Origin of the sequence: Rhodovulum sp. BSW8 (assembly GCF_003314725.1) — a bacterium.
Taxonomy (GTDB): Bacteria; Pseudomonadota; Alphaproteobacteria; order Rhodobacterales; family Rhodobacteraceae; genus Rhodovulum; species Rhodovulum visakhapatnamense.
Genome location: NZ_QNVX01000053.1, coordinates 94,775 through 116,758, shown reverse-complemented (window position 1 = coordinate 116,758; position 21,984 = coordinate 94,775). Strand labels below are relative to the sequence as shown.

The window sequence follows — 21,984 nt, the reverse complement described above, 5'->3', positions numbered from 1 at the left end:
TTTCGCATGGTTTCGAACCTGTCAATACGCGCAGACCCGACCCGGGAGCGGGCCGTGGGGGAAGGACGGGTCAGGCTCCGGCCGTCCGGGGGGCGCCGCGTCGTGCCGCGAAGACGGTGGCGCAGACGATCATCACCCCCGCAGCCAGCAGGAAGGGTCCACCGGGCAGGTGCAGGGGCGCGTCGGGGCGGCTGAACAGGAAGAAGGTCTGGGTCATCACCAGCGGCGAGGCGATCATCGCGACCGACCGCAGCGAACTGACCATGCCCTGCAACTCGCCCTGCTGGTTGTCGTCGGCCGCCTTCGACATCATGCCCAGAAGCGCGGGCGTCACAACCGCGCCAAGCGCGATCATCGGTGTCAGCACCAGAACGGCGGTGCCGTTGCCGATCAGGCCGATGGCGATGAAGGCCAAGAAATTATAGCCAAGCCCGTACCAGACCGCGATCCTCTCGCCCATCACGCGCAGCACGACGCGGATCAGCCCGCCCTGCACGATGGCGACCCCGATCCCGAACATCGCCAGCGAAATGCCGACGGTGCCCGTGCTCCAGCCAAAGCGGTACTGGGTGAAATAGGCCCAGATCGCCGGATAGATGAACATCGCGAATTCATAGAGGAAAAACAGCAGCAGAAGCGGCCGCACGCCGGGCAGGCGGCCGACGGCGCGGAACGCGCCCAAGGGGTTCGCGCGGCGCCACTCGAACGGGCGGCGGATGCGGTCGGTGACGGTCTCGGGCAGAACGAGCGCGCCGAAGATCAGGTTCAGCGTGGCCAGCGCCGCGGCGGCCCAGAACGGAGCGCGCGGGCCCAGCTCGCCCAGAAACCCGCCGATGAGCGGCCCGATCACGAAGCCGATCCCGAAAGAGGCGCCGACCATGCCGAAGCGCGCGGCCTTTTCCTCGGGCTTCGAGATGTCGGCCAGAAAGGCGCTGGCCGTGGCCTGCGTCGAGGCGGTGACGCCGCCGACGACGCGCGCGGCCAGCAGCAGCCAGATCGAACCCGCCAGCGCCATCACCACATAATCGAGCGCCATCGTCGCCAGCGAGATCAGCAGCACCGGGCGGCGGCCGAACCGGTCCGAGAGGCTGCCGACGGTCGGGCCGCAGAGAAACTGCATGACCGCGAAGACGGTGGACAGGACCCCGCCCCAGACCGCCGCCTGGCCAAGGCCCGTGCCGCCGTCGATGTCGCGGATCAGATCCGGCATCACCGGCAGGATCAGCCCGATCCCGATGGCGTCGAGCACCAGCGTCACCAGGATGAAGACGATCGGAAGACGGTTAGGGGGCTGGGGCATGGCGGGCCTTCCGCGGGAAAGAACGCCCTCGGCATAGCCCGGCGGCGTGTCCGGTTCAAACCCCCTTCGCGGGGACGGGCGGCAGGCCGAGGATCGCGCGGGCCTCGATGGGGCTGGCGACCGGGCGCCCGTGGCGCGCGCAGAGCTCGGCCGCGCGCCGCACCAGCGCGGCGGTCGAGGGCGCCAGTCTGTCGTTGTCGAGCCGGACATTGTCCTCAAGTCCGGTGCGGGTATGGCCGCCCGGCGCGATGGACCATTCATTGATCTCGATCTGGTGGCGCCCGATCCCGGCGCCGCACCATTCGGCATCGGGGGCGATCCGCTTCAGCGTCTCGACATAGAATTCGAAGCTCGGGCGGTCGGCGGGCATCACATTCCTGACACCCATCGCGAACTGAACGTAAAGCGGCGCCTTCAGGCGGCTGTCCCGGCTCATCTTCACCGCCTGGAAGATATGGCTGAGGTCGAAGGCCGCGATTTCGGGCTTCACATCGGATTTCTGCATTTCCGAGGCCAGCCAGTCGACCAGATCGGGCGGATTCCCGTAAACCCGTGTCGGAAAACTGTTCGATCCGACCGCAAGCGAGGCCATGTCGGGGCAGAACGGCGGCATCCCGCCCCGGACCGCGCCGGCGCCCGGCCGGCCGCCGGTCGAGACGTGCACGATGATGCCGAGGCAGTGCTTGCGGATGCCCTCCATCAGGCGGGCGAATGTCTCGGGGTCGGCGCTTGGGCTCTGGTCGTCATTGCGGACATGGCAATGGGCGATGGCGGCCCCGGCCTCGAAACAGTCCTGCAGGCTTTCGACCTGCGCGGCCACGGTGATCGGCACCGCCGGATTGTCTTCCTTCCGCGCGACCGAACCGGTGATCGCCGCGCAAAGGATACGGGGACGGGTTATCCGGCGGCGCGCAACAGAAGGGCCGCCAGCGCTTCGGGCTGGGCCAGGAAGGGCGAGTGCGAACAGTTTAAGGCGTCGATCCGGTCCGCAGGCCAGTCCGCAGTCATGGTCGCCTGATAGTCAGGGGGAATGGTGCGGTCCTGCAGGCAACGGATATAGCGTTTCGGAACAGACCTATAGCGCTCGCTCAGCGCGATCGGTGTGGCCTGGGGCAGGATCGGCTGCGGCCCCAGCCGGGCCTTGGCGTAGGCCACGGCCTCGTGCGGGCAATCGTGAAAGAGCTTGTCGCGCACCTTCTCGGGATCGAAACTGAACGAAACCCCGTCCTCGGATTTGACGATGGCGTCAAGCAGGGGCTGGCGCGGCCCGGCGCGGCGCATGTCGACCAGCGAGAGGCCCGCGACCGGGACATAGGCGCAGACATAGACCAGCGACCGGATCTTCTCGGGTGCCTTCTCGGCGGCGGCCGAGATCGGGAAACCGGCCATCGAATGGCCGACCAGGATCACCGGTTCGTCGATGGCGTCGAGGATCGCATCGGCATAGAGGTCGAGCGTGACATCGGCCAGCGGCGTCGGATCGTCGCCATGTGAGGGGAGGTCGATGGCGCGGGCCTCGGCCCCCGCGTTCCGAAGGGCGGGCAGCACGTCGCGCCAGCACCATGCCCCGTGGCAGGAGCCATGGATCAGAAGAAAAGCGGTCATGCCGGGAGGCCCTTCGAAGGATGACCGCGGAATGTTCGATTTTTGCGTTTGAAATGCCCGAAAAACCAGAATATCCGCCGTTCAGAGGGGGCGTGAGGTTCGAATTTCACCATTCTCGCGACGCTTTCTCAGTCCGCGACATGGCCGATCTCTTTCAGGAAGGCGGTCAGGACATCGGCATAATCGCCGGGCTTCTCGACGCAGGGCAGATGGCCCGCGCCGCGGATCAGGTGAAAATGCGCGCCCTTGATCAGGGCTGCCGTTTCCCGCACCAGATCGGGCGGGGTCGAGCCGTCCTCGCTGCCGGCAATGGCCAGGGTCGGCAGGGTCAGGCTGGCGGTCGGCGTGTAGAAATCGGTGCCCGAAATGGCGGCGCAGCAGCCCAGATATCCCTCGACCGGCTGGCGGGTCAGCATGTTGCGCCAGAGCGCGCAGTCGGGGCTTTGGCGGAAGGGGCGCGAGAACCAGCGCTCCATCGTGCCCTCGGCCAATGCCTCGATCCCGCCTGCGCACACCATCGCCATCCGGTCCTGCCAGATCGCGGCCGTGCCGATCTTGGCGGCGGTGTTCGACAGCACCATCGCCCGGACCAGGTCGAGCCGCTTGACCGCCAGCCCCTGCGCGATCATCCCGCCGATCGACAGGCCGACGAAGACGCAATCGCGGCCCCCCAGAAACTCGAGCAGCCGTTCGGCATCGCGCACCAGCACGCCCATCGCATAAGGGCCGGGCGGACAGGAGGACAGGCCGTGGCCGCGCATGTCATAGCGGATCGCGCGCAGCCCGGGCGGCAACAGCTCTACCACCGCGTCCCAGACCCGCAGGTCGCAGCCCAGCGGATTGGAAAAGACCACGGGCGGTCCGTCGGGGTCGCCATCCTCACGGTAATGCAACGCGACGTCGCCCAGATCGGCGATCTTCATGCGGGGGGTCCTCCCTGATTTTCGCGGCGCAGGACGGCCGAGCGCGCCCGAAGCGTCAATCAGCGCAGCCGGATATGGGCCATGATCTGGCCATGGTCCGAAACGATGCGGGCGGCGGGCGACTGCGGTTCGGCCCCATCGGTGATGTGGTCGTTATAGGCGCCGAAATGGATCATCTCGCCGATCCGGTCGGCCCGGTCCGGGTCGAAATGGCGCGACAGAAGGATCGCGTCCAGCGCCTGATAGACCCCGGCGAAGGAGGCGGTATAGACCATGTCGCGCAGGCTCTTGCGCATGAAAAGCTGCGCTGCGGCCTGAAGTCGGACGCGGTCGATGGCCTCGCGGATCTGCTCGGATTCGGCTGCGGTATAGCGGTCGTCGGGGCCTTGCGGGGTGGGCCGCCGCATCCAGCTGTAATCGGGCAGGGGCCGTTCGCCGCAGATGATTTCATGGGTGGCCGACCGGTCGTCGTCGTTCAGATCGCCCAGAACGATCACTGGCCGGTCGAGGGCAAGTTCGTCCAGTACGAGGCGCCGCAGCACCCAGGCTTCGGACATCCGCCGCAGCCCCGAGCGGAGCGCGCCCATCGCCCGGCCCGCCGGGTCGTAGTCCAGAAGGTCGATTTCGGGCGAGAAGCGCGCGCCGTGGGGGCGCACGAATTCGCCAAGCCGCGATTTCAGATGGGCGTTGAAGACGGTGACGACATGATCGCCGACCGGGATGCGCGCCTTGAGGATCGGCCGGGTCAGCCGCCGGATCTGATAGCGGCCCGCATCGCCCCCGCCCAGATGGTGGAACGGCACGTCGACGGGCGGGTCGAGCAACTGGATCGACTGCGGCTGGTCGGCAAAGCCGAAGCGCGACAGGATCGCGACGCCGGGCCGCCTTTCGCCGGGGCCGGAATCGGCAATGTTGGGGGCGAAGGCCAGCGCGGTCTCGCCGTAGCTGTCATAGCGCTGCTTGCGGTGGATCGCCTTCCGGCCGGGTTCGGCCCCCGGCTGCCCGGCCGCGTTCGACTGCTCGCCGCGCCTGTCGGCCAGCGCGATCACCTGTTGCAGCGGTTCGGGTTCGAAGATCTCCTGAAAGCCCACGATGTCGGGATTCATCCGGGTCAGCTGATCGGCCAGCCAGTCCTGCTTCCAGGCATGTTCGACTGAGCTGTATTTCTCGAAACGATAATACTCGCGATCCGGGCCGATCAGGTTCTGGACGTTGAATGTTGCAATCGTGAAAGTCGTCATGGTGCATCCCCGTAGCGGTCTAGCGCCATGCGGAAGGTTTCTGCCGAGACATTGCCACCCGATGCAATGGCGATGACCGCCTCGCCCGCGACGTCCCTTGGATGATAGAGCGCGGCCGCCAGAGCCACCGCACCGCCCGGTTCAAGCACGATCTTCAACCGCTCGAAGGCCGCGGCCATGGCGCGCAGCGCCTCGTCCTCGCTGACCACGATCCCGGGGCCGCAAAGCCGGGACATCACGGGAAAGGTCAGATCGCCCGGCGAGGGCGTCTGGATCGCGTCGCACAGCGAGCCCGCGCGGCGGGTATTGGTCTCGATCCGGCCCGCGACCAGCGAGCGGGCGACGTCGTCGAAGCCCTCGGGCTCGACCGGGCGGACGCGCAGCCCCGGCGCCCGGGCCTCGAGCGCGAGCGCCACGCCTGAGGTCAGCCCGCCGCCGCCGCAGGGCACCAGCACCTCGGCCGTGTCGATCCCCGCCTCGGCGGCCTGGGCCGCGATCTCGAGCCCGCAGGTGCCCTGGCCCGCGATCACCTGGGTGTCGTCGAAGGGCCGCACCAGTGTCAGGCCGCGCGCGGCGGCCAGGTCTGCGCCGATGGCGTCGCGGTCGCCGGTGGCGCGGTCATAGGTCACCACCTCGGCGCCGAGGGCGCGGGTGTTGGCGATCTTGGGGCCGGGCGCATCCGAGGGCATCACGATGACGGCGGGCGCGCCCAGCATCCGTGCGGCCAGCGCCACGCCCTGGGCATGGTTGCCCGAGGAAAAGGCGATCACGCCGCAGGCCCGCGCCTCGGGCGACAGCGCCGTCAGCGCCGACCAGCCGCCCCGGAACTTGAAGCTGCCCGTGTGCTGCAGGCATTCGGCCTTGACCAGAACGCGCCGCCCCGCGAGGTCGTCGAGAAAGGGCGAGGACAGAAGCGGCGTCAGCCTTGCCTTGCCCGCGAGGCGAGCGGCGGCGGCGTCGATCAGGTCGATGGTCATTTCGAAATGCGCTCCAGCAGGATCGCGATGGCAGCCACCGCGTCGGGTTCGTCAAGAAAGGGCGTATGCCCGCGGTCGGGGATCTCGGCATAGATCATGTCGGGGCGGCGGTGGCGCATCTCGGCCGCGGTCTCTGGCGAGAGGATGTCGGAATGCGCGCCGCGGATCAGCGCCAGCGGCAGCCCCGCGAGCGCGTCGAAGAGCGGCCAGAGATCGGGCAGCGCGTCGGTTGCCGATTGTTCCATCACCGCATGGCGGAGCGCCGGGTCGTAGCGCAGCGCCAGCCCGTCCTCGGATTGCCGCCAGAGCCGCCGGGCATAGCTGCGCCACTGGTCGCGGGTCACGCCGGGGAAGCGGTCGCGCATGCCGATCTCGAGCCGCCGGGCGGCATCGTCATAATCGGAATAGTCCGGGGGGATGCCGAGATAGGTCATGATATGGGCCAGCCCCCTCGGTTCGACCAGCGGGCCGATATCGTTCAGGCAGACGCCCGACAGGCGGTCCTTGTGGCCGGCCGCCAGCATCATCGCGATCAGCCCGCCGCGCGAGGTTCCGAGGATCGCGGCCTTCGGCAGCCCCAGATGGTCGAGCAGGTTCAGCGCGTCGCGGCCTTCGCGGATCAGGTTGTAATTCATGAAATCCGGGTCGGGGTCGGACCCGCCGCGGCCGCGGGTGTCCAGCCGGATGACCCGGGCGCGGTCGGCGAAGGCGTCGACCACCGGTTCGAAATCGTCCATGTTGCGGGTAAGTCCCGCGAGGCAAAGCAGCGGCGTGCCGGTGCCGCACTCGTCATAGGCCAGCATCCTGCCGTCATCGGCCGCGAACCGGATCATGCTATGGCCTCCGCCAGGTGCGGAATCCCGGAAAGATCGGCCAGCACATGGGCCGGACGCCAGGGCAGGCGGTCGACCGGCTCGTTCGCGCGGTTGACCCAGGCGGACACGAAACCGTAGCCCGCCGCGGCGCCCGCGTCCCACCCGTTCGACGAGACGAACAGGACCTCGGACCGGTCGCATCCGAAGCGCTGGCCCACAAGGTCGTAGACCGAGGGGTGGGGCTTGTAGATGCCGACGCTTTCGACCGACAGCAGATCGTCGAGCAGGGCGCCGATCCCGGCGGCCTCGACCGCGTCAGCCAGCATGTCGGGCGTGCCGTTCGACAGGATCGCCGTCGCCTTGCCCGCGCGCTTGAGGGCCTCGAGCATGGCGGGGACCTCGGCATAGGCGTCGAGTTCGCGATAAAGCGCCATCAGCCGGGCACGCAGCCCCGCATCGCCCGCCAGCCCCTGCGCCTCGAGCGCCCAGTCGAGCGCCTCGCCGGTGACCTGCCCGAAATCGGCATGGGCCCCGGTGATTGCCCGGAGCCAGGTATATTGCAGCTGCTTGGCGCGCCAGGCGGTGGCCAGGGCGGGCCAGCTGTCCGCCAGACAGGCGTGATCGGGCTCGGACGCGGCGCGGCGGGCGGCGGCGGCCACGTCGAAAAGCGTCCCGTAGGCGTCGAAAATACAGGTGGTGATCGGCATGTCGTCCTCCCTCGCGGGGCGAGATTGGCACAGCGATGTGACGGGTGGAAGGTTCCGCCATGCCGCTGACGCACGAATCCGGTTAGGCTGCGGGCGGCAACCGGAGGAGGAAACGATGTCGCAGAACCACGGCAAGGTCTGGTGGACGGAACTGATGACCCATGACGTTCCGGGCGCACTGAAATACTACAAGGCGGTCTGCGGCTGGCATTTCCAGCCGATGCCGATGGGGGCGGGGGTCTACCATGTCGCCCATTGCGGCGCTCAGCCGGTGGCGGGGGTCATGGACATGGCTATGCTGCCGGGCATGGAGACCGCGCCCGCGGACTGGTTCAGCTATTTCGCGGTCGACCGCCTGGACAAGGCGCTGGAGGACACCCGCAGCCGGGGCGGTTCGGTTCTGCGCGAGCCCTTCGACGTGCCCGGGATCGGACGCATCGCCATCGTCCTGGACCCGACCGGCGCGGCGATGGGGCTGATCACGCCGGCACGCTGAACCGGCGCGGCGTGTCCGGGCGACAGGGTTTACATCTGGGACCGACAGTCTAGGCTTGTGCCACGTCCGGAGTACCCGCGCGATGCGCGCGGCCTCCGCAAATCCACCCGCCTCAGTGAAAGGAACCGTGCATGACCCAGGTTCAAACGGGTGACAAGGTCCGTATCCATTACACCGGCACCCTGGCCGACGGCTCGACCTTCGACAGCTCCGAGGGTCGCGACCCTCTCGAATTCACCGTGGGTTCGGGGCAGATCATCCCCGGGCTCGACGCCGCCCTGCCGGGCATGTCCGAGGGCGACAGAAAGACTGTCGAGGTGCCCTGCGCCGAGGCCTATGGCGCGCATAATCCCGATGCCACCCAGGCGATTCCGCGCGCGCAGGTGCCCGACTCGGTTCCGCTGGAAATCGGCACCCGGCTCAATGTGCAGACCTCCGAGGGCGAGGTGCTGCCGGTGACCGTGGCCGAAGTGACCGAAGAGACAGTGGTGCTGGACGGAAACCACCCGCTGGCGGGCAAGGATCTGACCTTCGAAATCGAGCTGGTCTCGATCGGCTGAGCGCCCCTGGAAACGCGAAGACCCGGGCCTGGCCCGGGTCCGTGCCCCGATGGTCGGGGAAAAGACCGTGCGTCCTCAGAGGTTCTCGAACCGCGGCATGCCGAGGACGTGGTAGCCGCCGTCGACGGTGACGATCTCGCCGGTCGTGCAGGCGCCGTAGTCCGAGGCCAGATAGACCGCGGTGCCGCCGATGCAGTCCAGCGTCGCGTTCCGGCCGAGCGGCGCGTTCATTTCGGTATGGCGGAAGGTCTTGCGCCCGCCCGAAATCGCGGCGCCGGCCAGGGTCTTCATCGGGCCGGGCGAGATCGCGTTCACGCGGATGCCTTCGGGGCCGAGATCGTTGGCGAGATACCGCACCGCGGATTCCAGCGCGGCCTTGGCCACGCCCATGACGTTGTAGAAGGGCGTCACCCGGTTCGAACCCTGATAGGTCAGCGTCAGGATGGTGCCGCCATTGGGCATCAGCGGCTGGGCGCGCCGTGCCACCTCGATCAGCGAGTAGCACGAGATCGTCAGCGAGTTCCTGAAGTTCTCGCGCGAGGTGTTGATGAACCGGCCGGTCAGCTCGGTCTTGTCGGAATAGGCGATGGCATGAACCAGAAAATCGAGGCTGCCCCATTCCTCGGCGATCCGGCCGAAGGCGGCATCGAGCGAGGCGTCGTCGGTCACGTCGACATCGACCAGGAAGTTCGACCCCACGCTTTCGGCCAGCGGCTCGACCCGCTTGCCGAAGGCTTCGCCCTGATGCGAGAAGGCCAGCTCTGCCCCCTCGTCGGCCATTGCCTTGGCAATGCCCCAGGCAATCGACCGGTCATTGGCGACGCCCATGACGAGGCCGCGCTTTCCTTTCATCAACTCAGGCATTGCAGGTCATCCGTGATATTTGCTCATCACCAGGGTCGCGTTGGTGCCGCCGAACCCGAAACTGTTCGACAGCACGCTGTCGATCTCGATGCCGTCGCGCAGTTCGGTCACGATCTCGCCCGGCCGGATTTCGGGGTCGAGTTCGGTGACATTCGCCGAAGCCGCCATGAACCCTTTCTGCATCATGATCAGCGAATAGATCGCCTCATGCACGCCGGTCGCGCCAAGGCTGTGCCCGGTCAGCGACTTGGTCGAGCCGATGGGCGGCATGCTGTCCTCGCCGAAGACCTCGCGCACGCCCCTGACCTCGACGATGTCGCCCGCGACGGTCGAGGTGCCGTGGGCGTTGATGTAGTCGATCCTGCGGCCTTCGGGCAGGGTGCCGAGCGCCAGCTTCATCGACCGCACGCCGCCCTCGCCCGAGGGGGCGACCATGTCGTAGCCGTCCGAGGTCGCGCCGTAGCCGGTGACTTCGGCATAGATCGTGGCGCCCCGGGCCTTGGCATGTTCCAGCTCTTCCAGAACCACGACCCCGCCGCCTCCGGCGATCACGAAGCCGTCGCGGGTCGCGTCGAACGGGCGCGAGGCGGTTTCGGGGGTGTCGTTGTACTTCGACGACATCGCGTTCATCGCGTCGAAGAGGCAGGACAGCGTCCAGTCGACCTCTTCGCCGCCGCCCGCGAAGACCACGTCCTGCTTGCCCATCTGGATCAGCTCGGTCCCGTTGCCGATGCAATGCGCCGAGGTCGAGCAGGCCGAGGTGATCGAGTAGTTCACGCCCTTGATCTTGAAGGGCGTGGCCAGGCAGGCCGAGTTGGTCGAGGACATGCAGCGCGTGACCATGAACGGGCCCATCCGCTTGGGGCTGCCCTTGTCCTTGACGGTCGAGTGCGCGACGAAGAAGTTCGCCGTCGACGGGCCGCCCGAGCCCATGATCAGCCCGGTGCGCGGGTTCGACACCTCGCCCGGTTCAAGCCCGGCATCGGCGATGGCCTGTTCCATGGCGAGGTAGTTATAGGCTGCGCCCGCGCCCATGAAGCGCAGCTGACGCTTGTCGATCGAGGCTTCGAGGTCGATCTGCGGGATGCCCGCGACCTGACTGCGGAAGCCGTTCTCGGCATAGACGGGTTCGAAGCGGATGCCAGAGCGGCCGGCGCGCAGGGACGCCTCGACCTCGGCGGTGGAATTGCCGATGGGCGAGATGATGCCCATGCCCGTGATGACGACGCGGCGCATGGCGGTCTCCTTTCCTAAGATGGATCAGCTTTCAGACAGAGCGACCTTCATGTCCTTGACATGATAAATCGTTTCGCCATCGGCCTCGACCCTGCCATCGGCCACACCCATCGTCAGCCGACGGGTCTGGATGGCCTTGGTGAAATCGACGAAATAGCGGATCAGCTTGCGCTCGGGGCGGACCATGCCGGTCAGCTTGACCTCGCCCACGCCCAGGGCGTAGCCGCGGCCTTTCCAGCCGCGCCAGCCGAGGTTGAAGCCGGTCAGCTGCCAGAGCCCGTCAAGCCCGAGGCAGCCCGGCATGATCGGGTTGCCGGGGAAATGGCACGAAAAGAACCACAGGTCCGGACGTATATCGAACTCGGCCACGACATGCCCCTTGCCGTGCTCGCCGCCCTCGGCGCTGATGTCGGTGATGCGGTCCATCATCAGCATGGGCGGTTCCGGCAGCTGCGCGTTGCCGGGGCCGAACAGCTCTCCCCGCGCGCATTTCAGGAGCTCGTCCTTGTCGAAGCTCGTCGGAAAATCGGTCATACGGGACCCGTCCCCCCCTTTGGATTGGCCTGTTTCGCGTCCCGCCCCCTCTATCACCGCGCCTTGCGAAGTGGCAATAGTGCCCCGATGCCGCGCCAAAGCGTCGCTGCAGATCAGAATCATTTGAATTACAGGGTTGATCGCACCATATATCGCCCATGGCACAGCTGAATGAAAACCCCAATAATCCCGACGCCATCGAGCGCGGCAGCCGCTGGCTTTCCAAGGCCGGTCTGCGCCCGACCCGTCAGCGGGTGAGCCTTGCCTCGCTGCTGATCGGCGACGGCAACAACCGCCACGTCACGGCGGAAACGCTGTATACGGCGTCCTGCGCGACCGGCGAAAAGGTGTCGCTGGCGACGGTTTACAACACGCTTCGGGCCTTCTGCGATGCAGGCCTGATGCAGGAAGTCATGGTCGACGGGACGAAAAGCTATTTCGACACCCGGGTCGACGACCATCCGCACTTCTTCTGGGAAGACGAGCACCGGCTGAGCGATGCCCCGGCGGGCGAGCTGGAGATCACCAAGCTTCCCAAGGCGCCCGAAGGCGCCGAGATCTCGAAGATCGACGTCGTGATCCGGCTGCGGCGGATCTGACCCCGGAGCCGGTTCCGCAAGGGAGCGGCCCCGGCGACGAAAAGGAAATATGGCGTCCGGGAAGGGGTTCTTTCCCGGGCTCTTTGTATTTGGGGCTGCCGGGGACCGCGCCCATCTGGTCTCAGAACCACTGCCCGGGCTCCATCAGCCCCAGATCCATCAGTTGCTGGGACTCCCAGCGAAACGCGTCCGACATCGGCCAGCGGAACCGCGCGATCTCGAACCGCGAGCCGGGATTGGTGCGCAGTGCCTTGGCGGCCCGGAACGAACAGATCGCCGCCGTCAGGGTGTTGTGCCAAGGGCAGGCATAGGTGTTCATCTCGGGCTCGTTCAGAAGATGCCCGTCAAGCAGCCGCAGCCCCGGCCGCGCGCGAAACAGGCCGATCCGGTCGATTCGCCGCCGGTCCTCGGGGATGTGTTCCTCGAACCGCCAGCGCAGCCCGCCGAAGAAGTCGAGTTGCCGCTCGAGCAACCGGCCGGTCGCAGGATCGGTTCGGGGCCGGGCGAAATAGCCCGTGCGGTCCAGCATGGCGCCGTCGCGCGAGACCCCGTTGGGGCACAGGTCGAGATCGGCGGCATAGAGATCGACCACATAGGTCAGCATCGCCTCGCGCCTTTCTTCGGCATGGAAGGCCAGCATCTCGCCGATGCTGCGGTTTTCGCAGAACGGGAAGAACAGGTATTCGGCATTATAGCAGTAATGCAGCCAGACCCCGGGGGCCTTGGCGATCACCGCGGTGACAGCCCGGGGCAGGGCGCCCTCGGCCAGGGTGTCGTAGGTCACGCGGTGCACCCGCTCTGCCGCACCGGGCGACAGATCCAGCCCCTCGGGCGTGAACAGGACCAGCGTGCCGAAGCCCAGCGCATCGAGATGGTCGACGGTGCTTTCGACCTCGATCTCGTCCTCGACGAAGATCAGCGCGACCGGGCGCGGGCCGAGCGCGCCGCGCGCCCGTCCCAGAAACTCTGCCAGCCCCGCATATTGCCCCGCCATGGCGGTCCTCCTCGGCCTTGGGCGCAGGGTCGGGCAGGGCGCGCCCATATGCAAGCGGGATGCAAGCGTTGCGGCCCGCGCCCGGTTTCGTGTAGGACAGCGCGCAACCGACCCGGCAGACCGGTCCGCAGACCGGAAGGACGCGCGCATGACCTCCCCCACTCCTCCGACCCGCAAGCTGTTCATCCGGACCTATGGCTGTCAGATGAACGTCTATGACAGCGAACGGATGGCCGAGGCGCTGGGCCCGTCGGGATATGAGCTGACGGACAGCGCCGAGGGCGCCGACCTGATCCTGCTGAACACCTGCCATATCCGCGAGAAGGCGGCCGAGAAGGTCTATTCCGAACTCGGGCGGCTGCGGGCGCTGAAGGTCGAGAACCCGGACCTGAAGATCGGCGTGGCGGGCTGCGTCGCCCAGGCCGAGGGCGAAGAGATCCTGCGCCGCCAGCCGCTGGTCGATCTGGTGGTGGGACCGCAAAGCTATCACCGCCTGCCCGAGCTCGAGGCGCGGGCGCGCGGCGGCGCCAAGGCGCTCGACACAGATTTCCCCGAAGAGGACAAGTTCGACCGTCTGGGCGGGCGCCCGAAGGCGCCGCGCGGCCCGAGTGCTTTCCTGACCGTGCAGGAGGGCTGCGACAAGTTCTGTGCCTTCTGCGTGGTGCCCTATACGCGCGGCGCCGAAGCCTCGCGCCCGGCGTCGCAGGTGCTGGCCGAGGCCCGCGATCTGGCCGAACGCGGCGTGCGCGAGATCACGCTGCTGGGCCAGAACGTCAATGCCTATCACGGCGCCGGTCCCGGCGGCGACTGGGGGCTGGCCCGGCTGATCCGCGAACTGGCCGCGATCGACGGGATCGAACGGTTGCGTTATACCACCTCGCATCCGAACGACATGTCGGACGACCTGATCGCCGCCCATGGCGAACTGCCCGAACTGATGCCTTACCTGCATCTGCCGGTGCAGTCGGGGTCCGACCGGATGCTGAAGGCGATGAACCGCAAGCACACGGCCGAGGACTACCTGCGCCTGGTCGAGCGCGTCCGCGCGGCCCGCCCCGATATCCTGATGTCGGGCGATTTCATCGTGGGTTTCCCGGGCGAGACCGAGGCCGATTTCGAGGACACGCTGGCGCTGGTGCGCGCGGTCAGTTACGGCCAGTGCTATTCCTTCAAGTATTCGCCCCGCCCCGGCACCCCCGCGGCCGAGCGCGACCAGATCGACGAGGACGTCAAGACCGACCGGCTGTTGCGGCTGCAGGCGCTGCTGACCGACCAGCAAGTGGCGGCGCAGGCGGCGATGGTCGGGCGCCGGGTGGGCGTGCTGTTCGAGAAGGCCGGGCGGATGCCGGGCCAGCTCGTCGGCAAGTCCGATCACCTGCAGGCGGTTCATGTCGAGGCGCCCGAGACGCTTCTGGGCCGGATCGCCGAGGTGGCGATCACCGGAACCGCGCCGAACTCGCTGGCGGGCGTCCTGGCCGGGTGACGCGCGCGGAGACCGAGCACGCCGGAAAAGACCGCCGGGAACCGATCCGGCCGGTCGCCGGTTCGGTCAGTGCGAAGCCAAGTCCGGGCAAGAAGCGCAGGCGCGTTCTGCACAAGCCCTGGTCGCCGCGCACGCGGGGTTAGGTCTTTTTTGTTTCAACGAGGTGAAACATCGCAGCTATCGCTTGCGCCCTTACCGGGGCGTTGGCACCATATCTGCACGGGATTCAACCGACGGAGTCTTTATTGGGCATCAGCGCTCTGACCCCCCCGCCGAAGGTCGAAGACGTCCACGAGACGTTTCTCGAGTTTCCGGACAACCGCCTTCTGATCGACCTTTGCGGCGAATTCGACCGCAATCTCGCGCAGATCGAGCACAAGCTCGGCGTTCACATCCTCCGACGGGGCAACCGGCTGGCGATCGTTGGCGAAGGCGCGGCCCGCGGGCAGGCGGCGATGGTGCTGCAACAGCTTTACGCCCGGCTCGAGGGCGGCAAGCCGCTTGAGGCGGGCGATATCGACGGGGCGCTCCGGCTGGGCGATTCCGCCGATGGCACCGGTGCGCGGGCGGGCGACCAGCTGGAGATGTTCCATGGCGGGCGGACCGAGGTCCATACCCGCAAGAAGATGGTCGAACCGCGGACCGAGGCGCAAAAGGCCTATGTGAAGGCGCTGTTCGAGAACGAGCTTTGCTTCGGGATCGGTCCGGCCGGGACCGGCAAGACCTATATCGCGGTGGCGGTGGCGGTGAACATGTTCATCGGCGGCCATGTCGACCGGATCGTTCTCAGCCGTCCTGCGGTCGAGGCGGGCGAGAGGCTGGGCTTTCTGCCCGGCGACATGAAGGAGAAGGTCGACCCCTACATGCAGCCGCTTTACGACGCGCTGCACGATTTCCTGCCGGGGCGGCAGCTGGCCAAGCTGATCGAGGAGAAACGGATCGAGATCGCGCCGCTGGCCTTCATGCGCGGCCGCACGCTGGCCAATGCCTTCGTGGTGCTCGACGAGGCGCAGAACGCGACCACCATGCAGATGAAGATGTTCCTGACCCGACTGGGCGAGGGCAGCCGCATGGTCATCACCGGCGACCGGAGCCAGGTCGATCTGCCACGCGGCGTGTCGAGCGGGCTGGCCGATGCCGAACGGCTGCTGAAGGACATCGACAACATTTCGTTCAACTATTTCACCGCCAAGGATGTGGTGCGGCACCCGCTGGTGGCCCGGATCATCGAAGCTTACGACGCCGACGATGCGAAAGCCTGACCCGGTTGCGAACGGACTGTAACGCCGCCGGGTTTCGCGGTAGACGACGCGGCCATGAGCATCGAGATTCTCTTCGAGGACGACCGCTGGGCCGCTGCAGGTCTGGCGCAGCTGGCCGAGAGTGCCTGCCGCGAGACGCTGACGCATCTGGAGTTCGATCCCGAGATCCACGAGATCAGCGTCCTGGCCTGCGACGATGCGCGCATCGCCATCCTGAACGCCGAGTTCCGCGACAAGCCTGCGCCGACCAACGTGCTGTCCTGGCCCGCCGAGGATCTGGCGGCCGAGGAGGATGGCGAGGCGCCGCTGCTGCCCGAGCCGGATTTCGAGGGCGAGCCTGTGGAGCTTGGCGATATCGCCATCGCCTGGGAGACCTGCGCCCGCGAGGCCCGCGAGCAGGGCAAGGCGTTTAATGATCATGTAACGCATCTGATGGTACACGGATGCCTGCATCTGTTGGGATACGACCACATTCGTCCGCGGGATGCCGCCCGGATGGAGGGGATCGAGGTGGAAATACTTGCCAAACTCGGTCTGGCTGACCCATATGACTGAGACGGGCCCAAATGCCCGGGAGTTTCGGTAAGGATTGATGGGCGACGAGACGGACGGGTCGTCTAGGGCCGCGCAAGGCGCGCTAGACACCGACAATCTGGACAGCCGGGGCCTTCTGGGCCGGCTGGTAGCGGCGATCCTGCCTGCAGGCGCCGAAGAGTACGAAGAAGGCGGGGACAGCGTCGCGGCCAACGGGGTCGCGCGACCGGCCTTGACCCATGGCATCGGCAACCTTGCCAAAATGCGGGTCGAGGATGTGGCCATTCCCAAGGCCGAGATCGACGCCGTGCCGCTGGACATCTCGATGGAGGATCTGGTGCAGGTCTTCCGCGAATCCGGGCTGACCCGGCTGCCGGTCTATGACGGCACACTCGACTCGCCCATCGGCATGATTCACCTCAAGGATTTCGCCCTGCGCCACGGGTTCAACGGCAAGGACACGCCCTTCGTGCTGAAGGACATGATCCGGCCGCTGCTGTATGCGCCGCCCTCGATGCCGATCGGGGTGCTCTTGCAGAAGATGCAGAGCCAGCGGATGCACATGGCGCTGGTGATCGACGAATATGGCGGGGTCGACGGTCTGGTGACCATCGAGGATCTGATCGAGCAGGTCGTCGGCGAGATCGAGGACGAACACGACATCGACGAGGGCGCGCTCTGGACCGTCGAGAAGCCCGGGATCTATCTTGTGCAGGCCCGCGCGCCGCTGGATGCCTTCGAGGACGAGATCGGCCTGCGGCTGCTCGATGCCGAGGAAGAGGAAGAGGTCGATTCGCTTGGCGGTCTGATCTTCATGATGGTCGGTCGGGTGCCCGCGCGGGGCGAGGTGATCCGCCATGCCTCGGGCGCCGAGTTCGAGGTGGTCGACGCCGATCCGCGCCGGATCAAGCGGCTGCGGGTGCGTCTGCCCGCTGTGACCGCCGCCGCTGCGGCCTCTGCCTGACCCGAATGCGGGCCGGTCCGTTCCGCCGGGTGCTGGCCCGGCCCGCCTGGGTGGCCTTCGGGCTGGGGGTGGGTCTTGCGCTGGGGCAGGCCCCTTGGTCGCTCTGGCCGCTGGCGCTGTGCGCGCTGGCCGCCCTGATCTGGCTGGTGGCCCGGGCGGAAACGCCCGGACGTGCGGCGCGGATCGCCTGGGCTGGCGGCGCGGGGCAGTTTGCGCTGGCGCTGTCCTGGATCGTCGATCCCTTCCTTGTCGATATCCGCCAGGACGGCTGGATGGCGCCCTTTGCGCTGGTGCTGATGGCCGGAGGGCTGGCGCTGTTCTGGGGCGCGGCCGGGGCCTTTGCCGGATGGGCAGGGCGCGGTCCGCGCGCCCGGGCGCTGGCCTTCGTGCTGGCGCTGTCCGCGGCGGAACTGGCGCGCGGCTATGTCCTGACCGGCTTTCCCTGGGCGCTGCCCGGCCATGTCTGGATCGGGGCGCCGCAGATGCAGCTGGCCGCCCTCACAGGGCAATACGGGCTGACCCTCGTCACGCTTCTGGTCGCGGCGCTGCCGGTCCTGCTGCCGGTCGGGCCGGGCCGGAGCCTTGGCGCCGGGTTTGCCGTGGCAGCGGTGGCGGGGCTCGGGCTGTGGGGGGCGGCGCGGCAGGCGGTGCCGGTGCCGACGGAGGCCGATCCGCCGCAGGTGCGGCTGATTCAGCCGAATGCGGCGCAGCATCTGAAATGGCGCCGCGACATGATCCCGGTCTTCTGGGAGCGCCAGCTGGCCTATACCGCCGAACCGGGCGACCCGCTGCCCGATCTGATCGTCTGGCCCGAAACCGCCGTGCCTTTCTGGCTCGAGACCGCCGGGGACGGGCTGGAGACCATCGCAGAGGCGGCGGGCGGGGTGCCGGTTGCGGCGGGCATCCAGCGTGCCGACGGGCCGCTGGCCTATAACAGCCTCGCGGTGATCGGCGCGGGCGGTCGGCTTCTTGGGCTTTACGACAAGCATCATCTGGTGCCCTTCGGCGAGTACATCCCCGGGGCGGCTCTGCTCGGGCGGTTCGGCATCCGGGGGCTCGCGGCGAACGATGTCTATGGCTATGCGCCGGGGCCGGGGCCGCGGCTGCTCGATCTGGGCGCGCGGCTCGGGAAGGCGCTGCCGCTGATCTGCTACGAGGCGGTGTTTCCGCAGGATCTGCGCGGGACCGCGCGGCCGCGCTGGCTGTTGCAGATCACCAACGACGCCTGGTTCGGCACCAGCACCGGCCCCTATCAGCATCTGGCCTTGGCGCGGCTGCGGGCGGTCGAGACCGGGCTGCCCTTCCTGCGCGCGGCCAATACCGGGGTCTCGGCGGTGATCGACGGGCATGGGCGGGTGCTGGCCAGCCTGCCGCTGGGGCAGCAGGGCCAGATCACCGCCCCGTTGCCCCCGGCGCTGGCCCAAACGCCCTATGCGCGCACCGGCGACTGGCCGGTCTTTCTGGTGCTTTGTCTGGGGCTGGCCGCTTTCGTCGCAACCCGCGCCCTGAAATAGACATTGATTCCTGACAGGTGGCGGCGTAAGCCCGACCGGTCGAACCGTCACAACGGCTTCCTGGCGTGGCGGGGATAGCATCAACGGAGCGCCTTTCCATGACACGTCAAAACTACGTCTTCACCTCCGAATCCGTTTCGGAAGGACACCCCGACAAGGTCTGCGACCGCATTTCCGACGCGGTTCTGGATGCCTTCCTCGCCGAGGAACCCAATGCCCGCGTTGCCTGCGAGACCTTCGCGACCTCGTCGCTTGTGGTGATCGGCGGCGAGGTCGGGCTTTCCGACAAGACCCGCCTGAAACAGCTGATGGGCTCGATCGGCGAAATCGCCCGCGAGTGCATCCGGGATATCGGCTACGAGCAGGACAAGTTCCACTGGAACACCTGCCATGTGCTGAACTTCCTGCACGAGCAATCCGCCCATATCGCGCAAGGCGTGGACAAGGACGGCGCCGGCGACCAGGGGATCATGTTCGGTTACGCCACCGACGAGACGCCCGAGCTGATGCCCGCGCCGATCCAGTACGCCCATGCGATCCTGCGCCGCCTGACCGAGGCCCGCAAATCGGGCGCCGAGCCGACGCTGAGGCCCGATGCCAAGTCGCAGCTGAGCGTGCGTTATGAGCATGGCCGCCCGGTCGCGGTCGACTCGATCGTGCTCTCGACCCAGCATGCGAGCGAGGACCAGACCTCGGACGACATCCGCGCCATCGTCGAGCCCTATATCCGCGAGGTCCTGCCCGAGGGCTGGCTGCATGAGGGCACCGAATGGTGGGTCAACCCCACCGGGACCTTCGTGATCGGCGGTCCCGACGGCGATGCCGGTCTGACCGGGCGCAAGATCATCGTCGACACCTATGGCGGGGCGGCCCCCCATGGGGGCGGTGCCTTCTCGGGCAAGGACCCGACCAAGGTGGACCGGTCGGCGGCCTATGCGGCGCGCTATCTGGCCAAGAACGTGGTCGCGGCGGGTCTGGCCTCGAAATGCACGCTGCAGCTGTCCTACGCCATCGGCGTGGCCAAGCCGCTGTCGATCTATGTCGACGCCCATGGCACCGGCAAGGTGCCGGAGGCCGAGATCGAGAAGGCGGTCGGGCAGGTGATGGACCTGACCCCGCGCGGCATCCGTCAGCATCTGGGTCTGGACCGTCCGATCTATGCCCGGACCTCGGCCTATGGCCATTTCGGCCGGATGCCCGAGGAGGATGGCGGCTTTTCCTGGGAGCGGACCGATCTGGCCGAGGCGCTGAAGAAGGCGTTCTGAGGCGGGACCGCGCCGGGCCTTTCCGGGTCCGGGAGCGCATTTTTTTGGGGGGCGCGTGCCGGCCGGTGCGCGCCCCTCTCGCAAGACCGTTTCGGTCAGAGCTTGACCGCCGCGCGGGCGCGGCCTATGGCGCGGCCGATGAGCGACGACACCCGCAAAAGCCCCGACCAGAGCTCCGGCCCCGCCGAGGGTGCGCCCGCGCGCGCCTGGCGCAATTTCTACGGCCGCCGCCACGGCAAGACCCTGCGGCAGACCCAGAAGGGCTATCTCGACAGCGATCTGGCGGCGCTGGCGCCGGGACCGGTCGGCTGGGACGAGAACCCAGACCGCGCGCCGCTGGATCTTCAGGCGCGCTTCGGCGGGCGTGAGGTCTGGCTGGAGGTGGGCTTTGGCGGCGGCGAGCACATGGTGCATCAGGCCGCGACCCATCCCGAGGCGGCGATCATCGGCTGCGAGCCCTTCATCAACGGGGTCGCGATGCTTCTGGGCAAGATCCGCGAGGCCGGGGTCGACAATCTGGCGGTGCATCCGGGCGATGCGCGCGATCTCTTCGATGTGTTGCCCGAGGCCAGCATCTCGCGCGCCTTTCTGCTGTATCCCGACCCCTGGCCGAAGGCGCGCCATCACCGGCGGCGCTTTGTCACGCCCGAATTCCTGGCGCCGCTGGCGCGGGTGCTGAAACCGGGCAGCACCTTCCGGGTCGCGACCGACATTCCCGACTATGTGCGCCAGACGCTGGTCGAGGTGCCGAGGGCGGGGTTCGAGTGGCTGGCCGAGTGCCCCGAGGACTGGCGTGCGCCCTGGGACGACTGGATTTCGACCCGTTACGAGCAGAAGGCGCTGCGTGAGGGGCGGGCGCCGCATTACCTGACCTTCCGCCGGCGCTGAGCCGTTGCGCCCCCGACCCGCGCGCCGCGCGCCGGGGCAGGGTCGCGTCAGGGTATTTGGACCAAGAAGAAACCCGCAAGCGATCCGGGCAGGGGCCGCCGGCAGGGGCCGGAGCGCCGCCTCCGGACGCGGAAGGGGACGTCATGTCCGATATCCGGATCACCAACTGCCACATCCACACCTTAACCGCCGCCCATGCGCCGCTTTACTATCCTGCGCCGCCGGTCGCCGCGATCCGGGCCTGGCCGGGGCTGTTGCACGGGTTGCGCCACGCGGCACGGCTGCAGCCCTGGGAAGGACCCCATGAGGCGGTCCTGCAGCTTGATCATTTCCGCAAGACCGGTTGTCGCGAAAGCCAGCGCGCCGTGTTTCTCGAGGCGCTGCGGCACTATCCGGCCAGCGCGCGCTTCGTCGTTCTGCCGATGGATCTGGAATATTGCGGCCACGGCCCGGTGCCGGTGGGGCTGAAGGCCCAGCATCGCGAGCTTTACGAGCTGAGCCGCGACCCCGGGCTGGGGCATCGGGTCATTCCCTTCGCCACCCTTCATCCCGACCGGCCGGATGCGGTGGCCGAGCTTCGGCGCTGCCTCGACGAGTACGGCTTCCGGGGGGTGAAGATCTATCCCCGGCTCGGCTATGCCCCGAGCCACGAGATCCTGATGCGCGAGGTCTATCCGCTTTGCGTCGAGCGCGGACTGCCGGTCGTCTCGCATTGTTCGCGCGGGGGCGTGCGGCACCGGCGCTGGACCCCGGCCCGGGTCGATGCGGTCACCGATCCGGCGGCGCATGTGCCGGTGTTGCGCGCCTTTCCCGAGCTCAGGCTGTGTCTCGCGCATTTCGGGGGCGACGCGGACTGGCTGTCGTTTCTGGCCGAAGGGCTCGACCCGCTCGATCCCGAGGCGCGGCGGCGGAACTGGGTCACGAAGATCGCCGACATGATCGAGAGCGGGGTCTATCCCAATCTTTATACCGACATCTCCTATACGGTCTTCAAGGTCCCGGCCTGCATGCCGCTGCTTACGCTCTTCATGGAAAGCGAGCGGCTGGCCGCGCGCATCCTTTTCGGGTCGGATTTCTACATGCTTCGGCAGGAGGATCTGTCGGAAAAGGCGGTCTCGATCCGGCTGCGCGCGGCGCTGGGCGAGGCGCGGTTCCGCCAGATTGCCGAGACCAATCCCGAAACCTGGCTGGGCGAGCGCTAGCGGACGCGGCAGGCCAGAGGC

At 67.7% G+C, this 21,984-nt stretch carries 23 protein-coding genes and 1 riboswitch; of the genes, 11 read left to right on the top strand and 12 right to left on the bottom strand.

Annotation, left to right across the window (positions count from 1 at the left end; genetic code table 11):
- Nucleotides 1–70 precede the first annotated feature (70 nt).
- The 8 genes from DSD19_RS19230 to DSD19_RS19195 form a co-directional block, all read right to left on the bottom strand.
- Nucleotides 71–1,300 (bottom strand): TCR/Tet family MFS transporter, encoded by a 1,230-nt coding sequence (locus tag DSD19_RS19230; RefSeq protein WP_113670778.1) that lies wholly within the window; start codon nucleotides 1,298–1,300, stop codon nucleotides 71–73.
- Between the two features lie 55 nt (nucleotides 1,301–1,355).
- On the bottom strand, nucleotides 1,356–2,201 hold the full coding sequence (locus tag DSD19_RS19225) for a 3-keto-5-aminohexanoate cleavage protein (protein WP_113670777.1): 846 nt from the start codon (nucleotides 2,199–2,201) through the stop codon (nucleotides 1,356–1,358).
- Nucleotides 2,198–2,905, bottom strand: a complete 708-nt coding sequence (locus tag DSD19_RS19220) for an alpha/beta fold hydrolase (RefSeq protein WP_075786802.1) — start codon at nucleotides 2,903–2,905, stop codon at nucleotides 2,198–2,200. Before DSD19_RS19220 ends, DSD19_RS19225 begins: the two co-directional genes overlap by 4 nt.
- Nucleotides 2,906–3,033: 128 nt before the next feature.
- Nucleotides 3,034–3,828, bottom strand: a complete 795-nt coding sequence (gene pcaD, locus DSD19_RS19215; RefSeq protein ID WP_113670776.1) for a 3-oxoadipate enol-lactonase — start codon at nucleotides 3,826–3,828, stop codon at nucleotides 3,034–3,036.
- A 59-nt stretch (nucleotides 3,829–3,887) separates the two neighbouring features.
- Nucleotides 3,888–5,069 carry an endonuclease/exonuclease/phosphatase family protein gene (locus tag DSD19_RS19210; protein ID WP_113670775.1) on the bottom strand — a complete coding sequence of 394 codons (1,182 nt, stop codon included), beginning with the start codon at nucleotides 5,067–5,069 and terminating at the stop codon, nucleotides 3,888–3,890.
- On the bottom strand, nucleotides 5,066–6,046 hold the full coding sequence (locus tag DSD19_RS19205; protein WP_113670774.1) for a threonine/serine dehydratase: 981 nt from the start codon (nucleotides 6,044–6,046) through the stop codon (nucleotides 5,066–5,068). The genes DSD19_RS19210 and DSD19_RS19205 overlap by 4 nt, the downstream gene beginning before the upstream one ends.
- Nucleotides 6,043–6,879 carry an alpha/beta fold hydrolase gene (locus tag DSD19_RS19200; protein ID WP_113670773.1) on the bottom strand — a complete coding sequence of 279 codons (837 nt, stop codon included), beginning with the start codon at nucleotides 6,877–6,879 and terminating at the stop codon, nucleotides 6,043–6,045. The genes DSD19_RS19205 and DSD19_RS19200 overlap by 4 nt, the downstream gene beginning before the upstream one ends.
- Nucleotides 6,876–7,568: a haloacid dehalogenase type II gene (locus DSD19_RS19195; RefSeq protein WP_113670772.1), complete on the bottom strand. Its 693-nt coding sequence runs from the start codon at nucleotides 7,566–7,568 to the stop codon at nucleotides 6,876–6,878. The genes DSD19_RS19200 and DSD19_RS19195 overlap by 4 nt, the downstream gene beginning before the upstream one ends.
- 115 nt (nucleotides 7,569–7,683) lie before the next feature.
- On the opposite strand from DSD19_RS19195, the gene DSD19_RS19190 reads away from it, so the two are divergent.
- The gene (locus DSD19_RS19190; protein WP_075786796.1) at nucleotides 7,684–8,064 is read left to right on the top strand and encodes a VOC family protein; all 381 of its coding nucleotides are present in this window, start codon (nucleotides 7,684–7,686) and stop codon (nucleotides 8,062–8,064) included.
- 131 nt (nucleotides 8,065–8,195) lie between these two features.
- A complete protein-coding gene (locus DSD19_RS19185; protein WP_075786795.1) occupies nucleotides 8,196–8,624 on the top strand; it encodes a peptidylprolyl isomerase in 429 nt (142 codons plus the stop codon).
- Between the two features lie 75 nt (nucleotides 8,625–8,699).
- Here DSD19_RS19185 and DSD19_RS19180 read toward each other — a convergent pair whose 3' ends face one another.
- From DSD19_RS19180 to fabA, 3 genes are read right to left on the bottom strand one after another with little or no spacing between them, the layout of a single operon-like run.
- Nucleotides 8,700–9,488 (bottom strand): enoyl-ACP reductase, encoded by a 789-nt coding sequence (locus tag DSD19_RS19180; protein ID WP_113670771.1) that lies wholly within the window; start codon nucleotides 9,486–9,488, stop codon nucleotides 8,700–8,702.
- A gap of 6 nt (nucleotides 9,489–9,494) precedes the next feature.
- Nucleotides 9,495–10,724, bottom strand: a complete 1,230-nt coding sequence (gene fabB / locus DSD19_RS19175; RefSeq protein ID WP_075786793.1) for a beta-ketoacyl-ACP synthase I — start codon at nucleotides 10,722–10,724, stop codon at nucleotides 9,495–9,497.
- A 24-nt stretch (nucleotides 10,725–10,748) separates the two neighbouring features.
- Nucleotides 10,749–11,258, bottom strand: a complete 510-nt coding sequence (gene fabA, locus DSD19_RS19170; protein ID WP_075786792.1) for a bifunctional 3-hydroxydecanoyl-ACP dehydratase/trans-2-decenoyl-ACP isomerase — start codon at nucleotides 11,256–11,258, stop codon at nucleotides 10,749–10,751.
- 158 nt (nucleotides 11,259–11,416) lie between these two features.
- On the opposite strand from fabA, the gene irr reads away from it, so the two are divergent.
- Complete coding sequence (irr, locus tag DSD19_RS19165; RefSeq protein ID WP_113670770.1) at nucleotides 11,417–11,857, top strand: Fur family transcriptional regulator Irr; 441 nt, start codon at nucleotides 11,417–11,419, stop codon at nucleotides 11,855–11,857.
- A 121-nt stretch (nucleotides 11,858–11,978) separates the two neighbouring features.
- On the opposite strand, the gene DSD19_RS19160 is transcribed toward irr, so the two are convergent.
- Nucleotides 11,979–12,851 carry a hypothetical protein gene (locus DSD19_RS19160; protein WP_113670769.1) on the bottom strand — a complete coding sequence of 291 codons (873 nt, stop codon included), beginning with the start codon at nucleotides 12,849–12,851 and terminating at the stop codon, nucleotides 11,979–11,981.
- 148 nt (nucleotides 12,852–12,999) lie between these two features.
- On the opposite strand from DSD19_RS19160, the gene miaB reads away from it, so the two are divergent.
- The 8 genes from miaB (at nucleotide 13,000) to DSD19_RS19120 (ending at nucleotide 21,963) form a co-directional block, all read left to right on the top strand.
- Nucleotides 13,000–14,334, top strand: coding sequence for a tRNA (N6-isopentenyl adenosine(37)-C2)-methylthiotransferase MiaB (gene miaB / locus DSD19_RS19155; RefSeq protein ID WP_113670768.1), 1,335 nt, complete (start codon nucleotides 13,000–13,002; stop codon nucleotides 14,332–14,334).
- A 245-nt stretch (nucleotides 14,335–14,579) separates the two neighbouring features.
- On the top strand, nucleotides 14,580–15,596 hold the full coding sequence (locus tag DSD19_RS19150; RefSeq protein ID WP_113670767.1) for a PhoH family protein: 1,017 nt from the start codon (nucleotides 14,580–14,582) through the stop codon (nucleotides 15,594–15,596).
- Nucleotides 15,597–15,650: 54 nt separating this feature from the next.
- Nucleotides 15,651–16,151: an rRNA maturation RNase YbeY gene (gene ybeY / locus DSD19_RS19145; RefSeq protein WP_075786787.1), complete on the top strand. Its 501-nt coding sequence runs from the start codon at nucleotides 15,651–15,653 to the stop codon at nucleotides 16,149–16,151.
- Between the two features lie 37 nt (nucleotides 16,152–16,188).
- Nucleotides 16,189–17,094 carry a hemolysin family protein gene (locus DSD19_RS19140; protein WP_075786786.1) on the top strand — a complete coding sequence of 302 codons (906 nt, stop codon included), beginning with the start codon at nucleotides 16,189–16,191 and terminating at the stop codon, nucleotides 17,092–17,094.
- Between the two features lie 5 nt (nucleotides 17,095–17,099).
- Complete coding sequence (lnt, locus tag DSD19_RS19135) at nucleotides 17,100–18,608, top strand: apolipoprotein N-acyltransferase (protein ID WP_113670766.1); 1,509 nt, start codon at nucleotides 17,100–17,102, stop codon at nucleotides 18,606–18,608.
- 41 nt (nucleotides 18,609–18,649) lie between these two features.
- Nucleotides 18,650–18,699: riboswitch (SAM-SAH riboswitch) on the top strand.
- A 7-nt stretch (nucleotides 18,700–18,706) separates the two neighbouring features.
- The gene (gene metK, locus DSD19_RS19130; RefSeq protein ID WP_075786784.1) at nucleotides 18,707–19,873 is read left to right on the top strand and encodes a methionine adenosyltransferase; all 1,167 of its coding nucleotides are present in this window, start codon (nucleotides 18,707–18,709) and stop codon (nucleotides 19,871–19,873) included.
- A gap of 138 nt (nucleotides 19,874–20,011) precedes the next feature.
- Nucleotides 20,012–20,761 carry a tRNA (guanosine(46)-N(7))-methyltransferase TrmB gene (locus tag DSD19_RS19125; protein WP_075787653.1) on the top strand — a complete coding sequence of 250 codons (750 nt, stop codon included), beginning with the start codon at nucleotides 20,012–20,014 and terminating at the stop codon, nucleotides 20,759–20,761.
- A 143-nt stretch (nucleotides 20,762–20,904) separates the two neighbouring features.
- Nucleotides 20,905–21,963 carry an amidohydrolase family protein gene (locus tag DSD19_RS19120; protein ID WP_113670765.1) on the top strand — a complete coding sequence of 353 codons (1,059 nt, stop codon included), beginning with the start codon at nucleotides 20,905–20,907 and terminating at the stop codon, nucleotides 21,961–21,963.
- Nucleotides 21,964–21,984 lie beyond the last annotated feature (21 nt).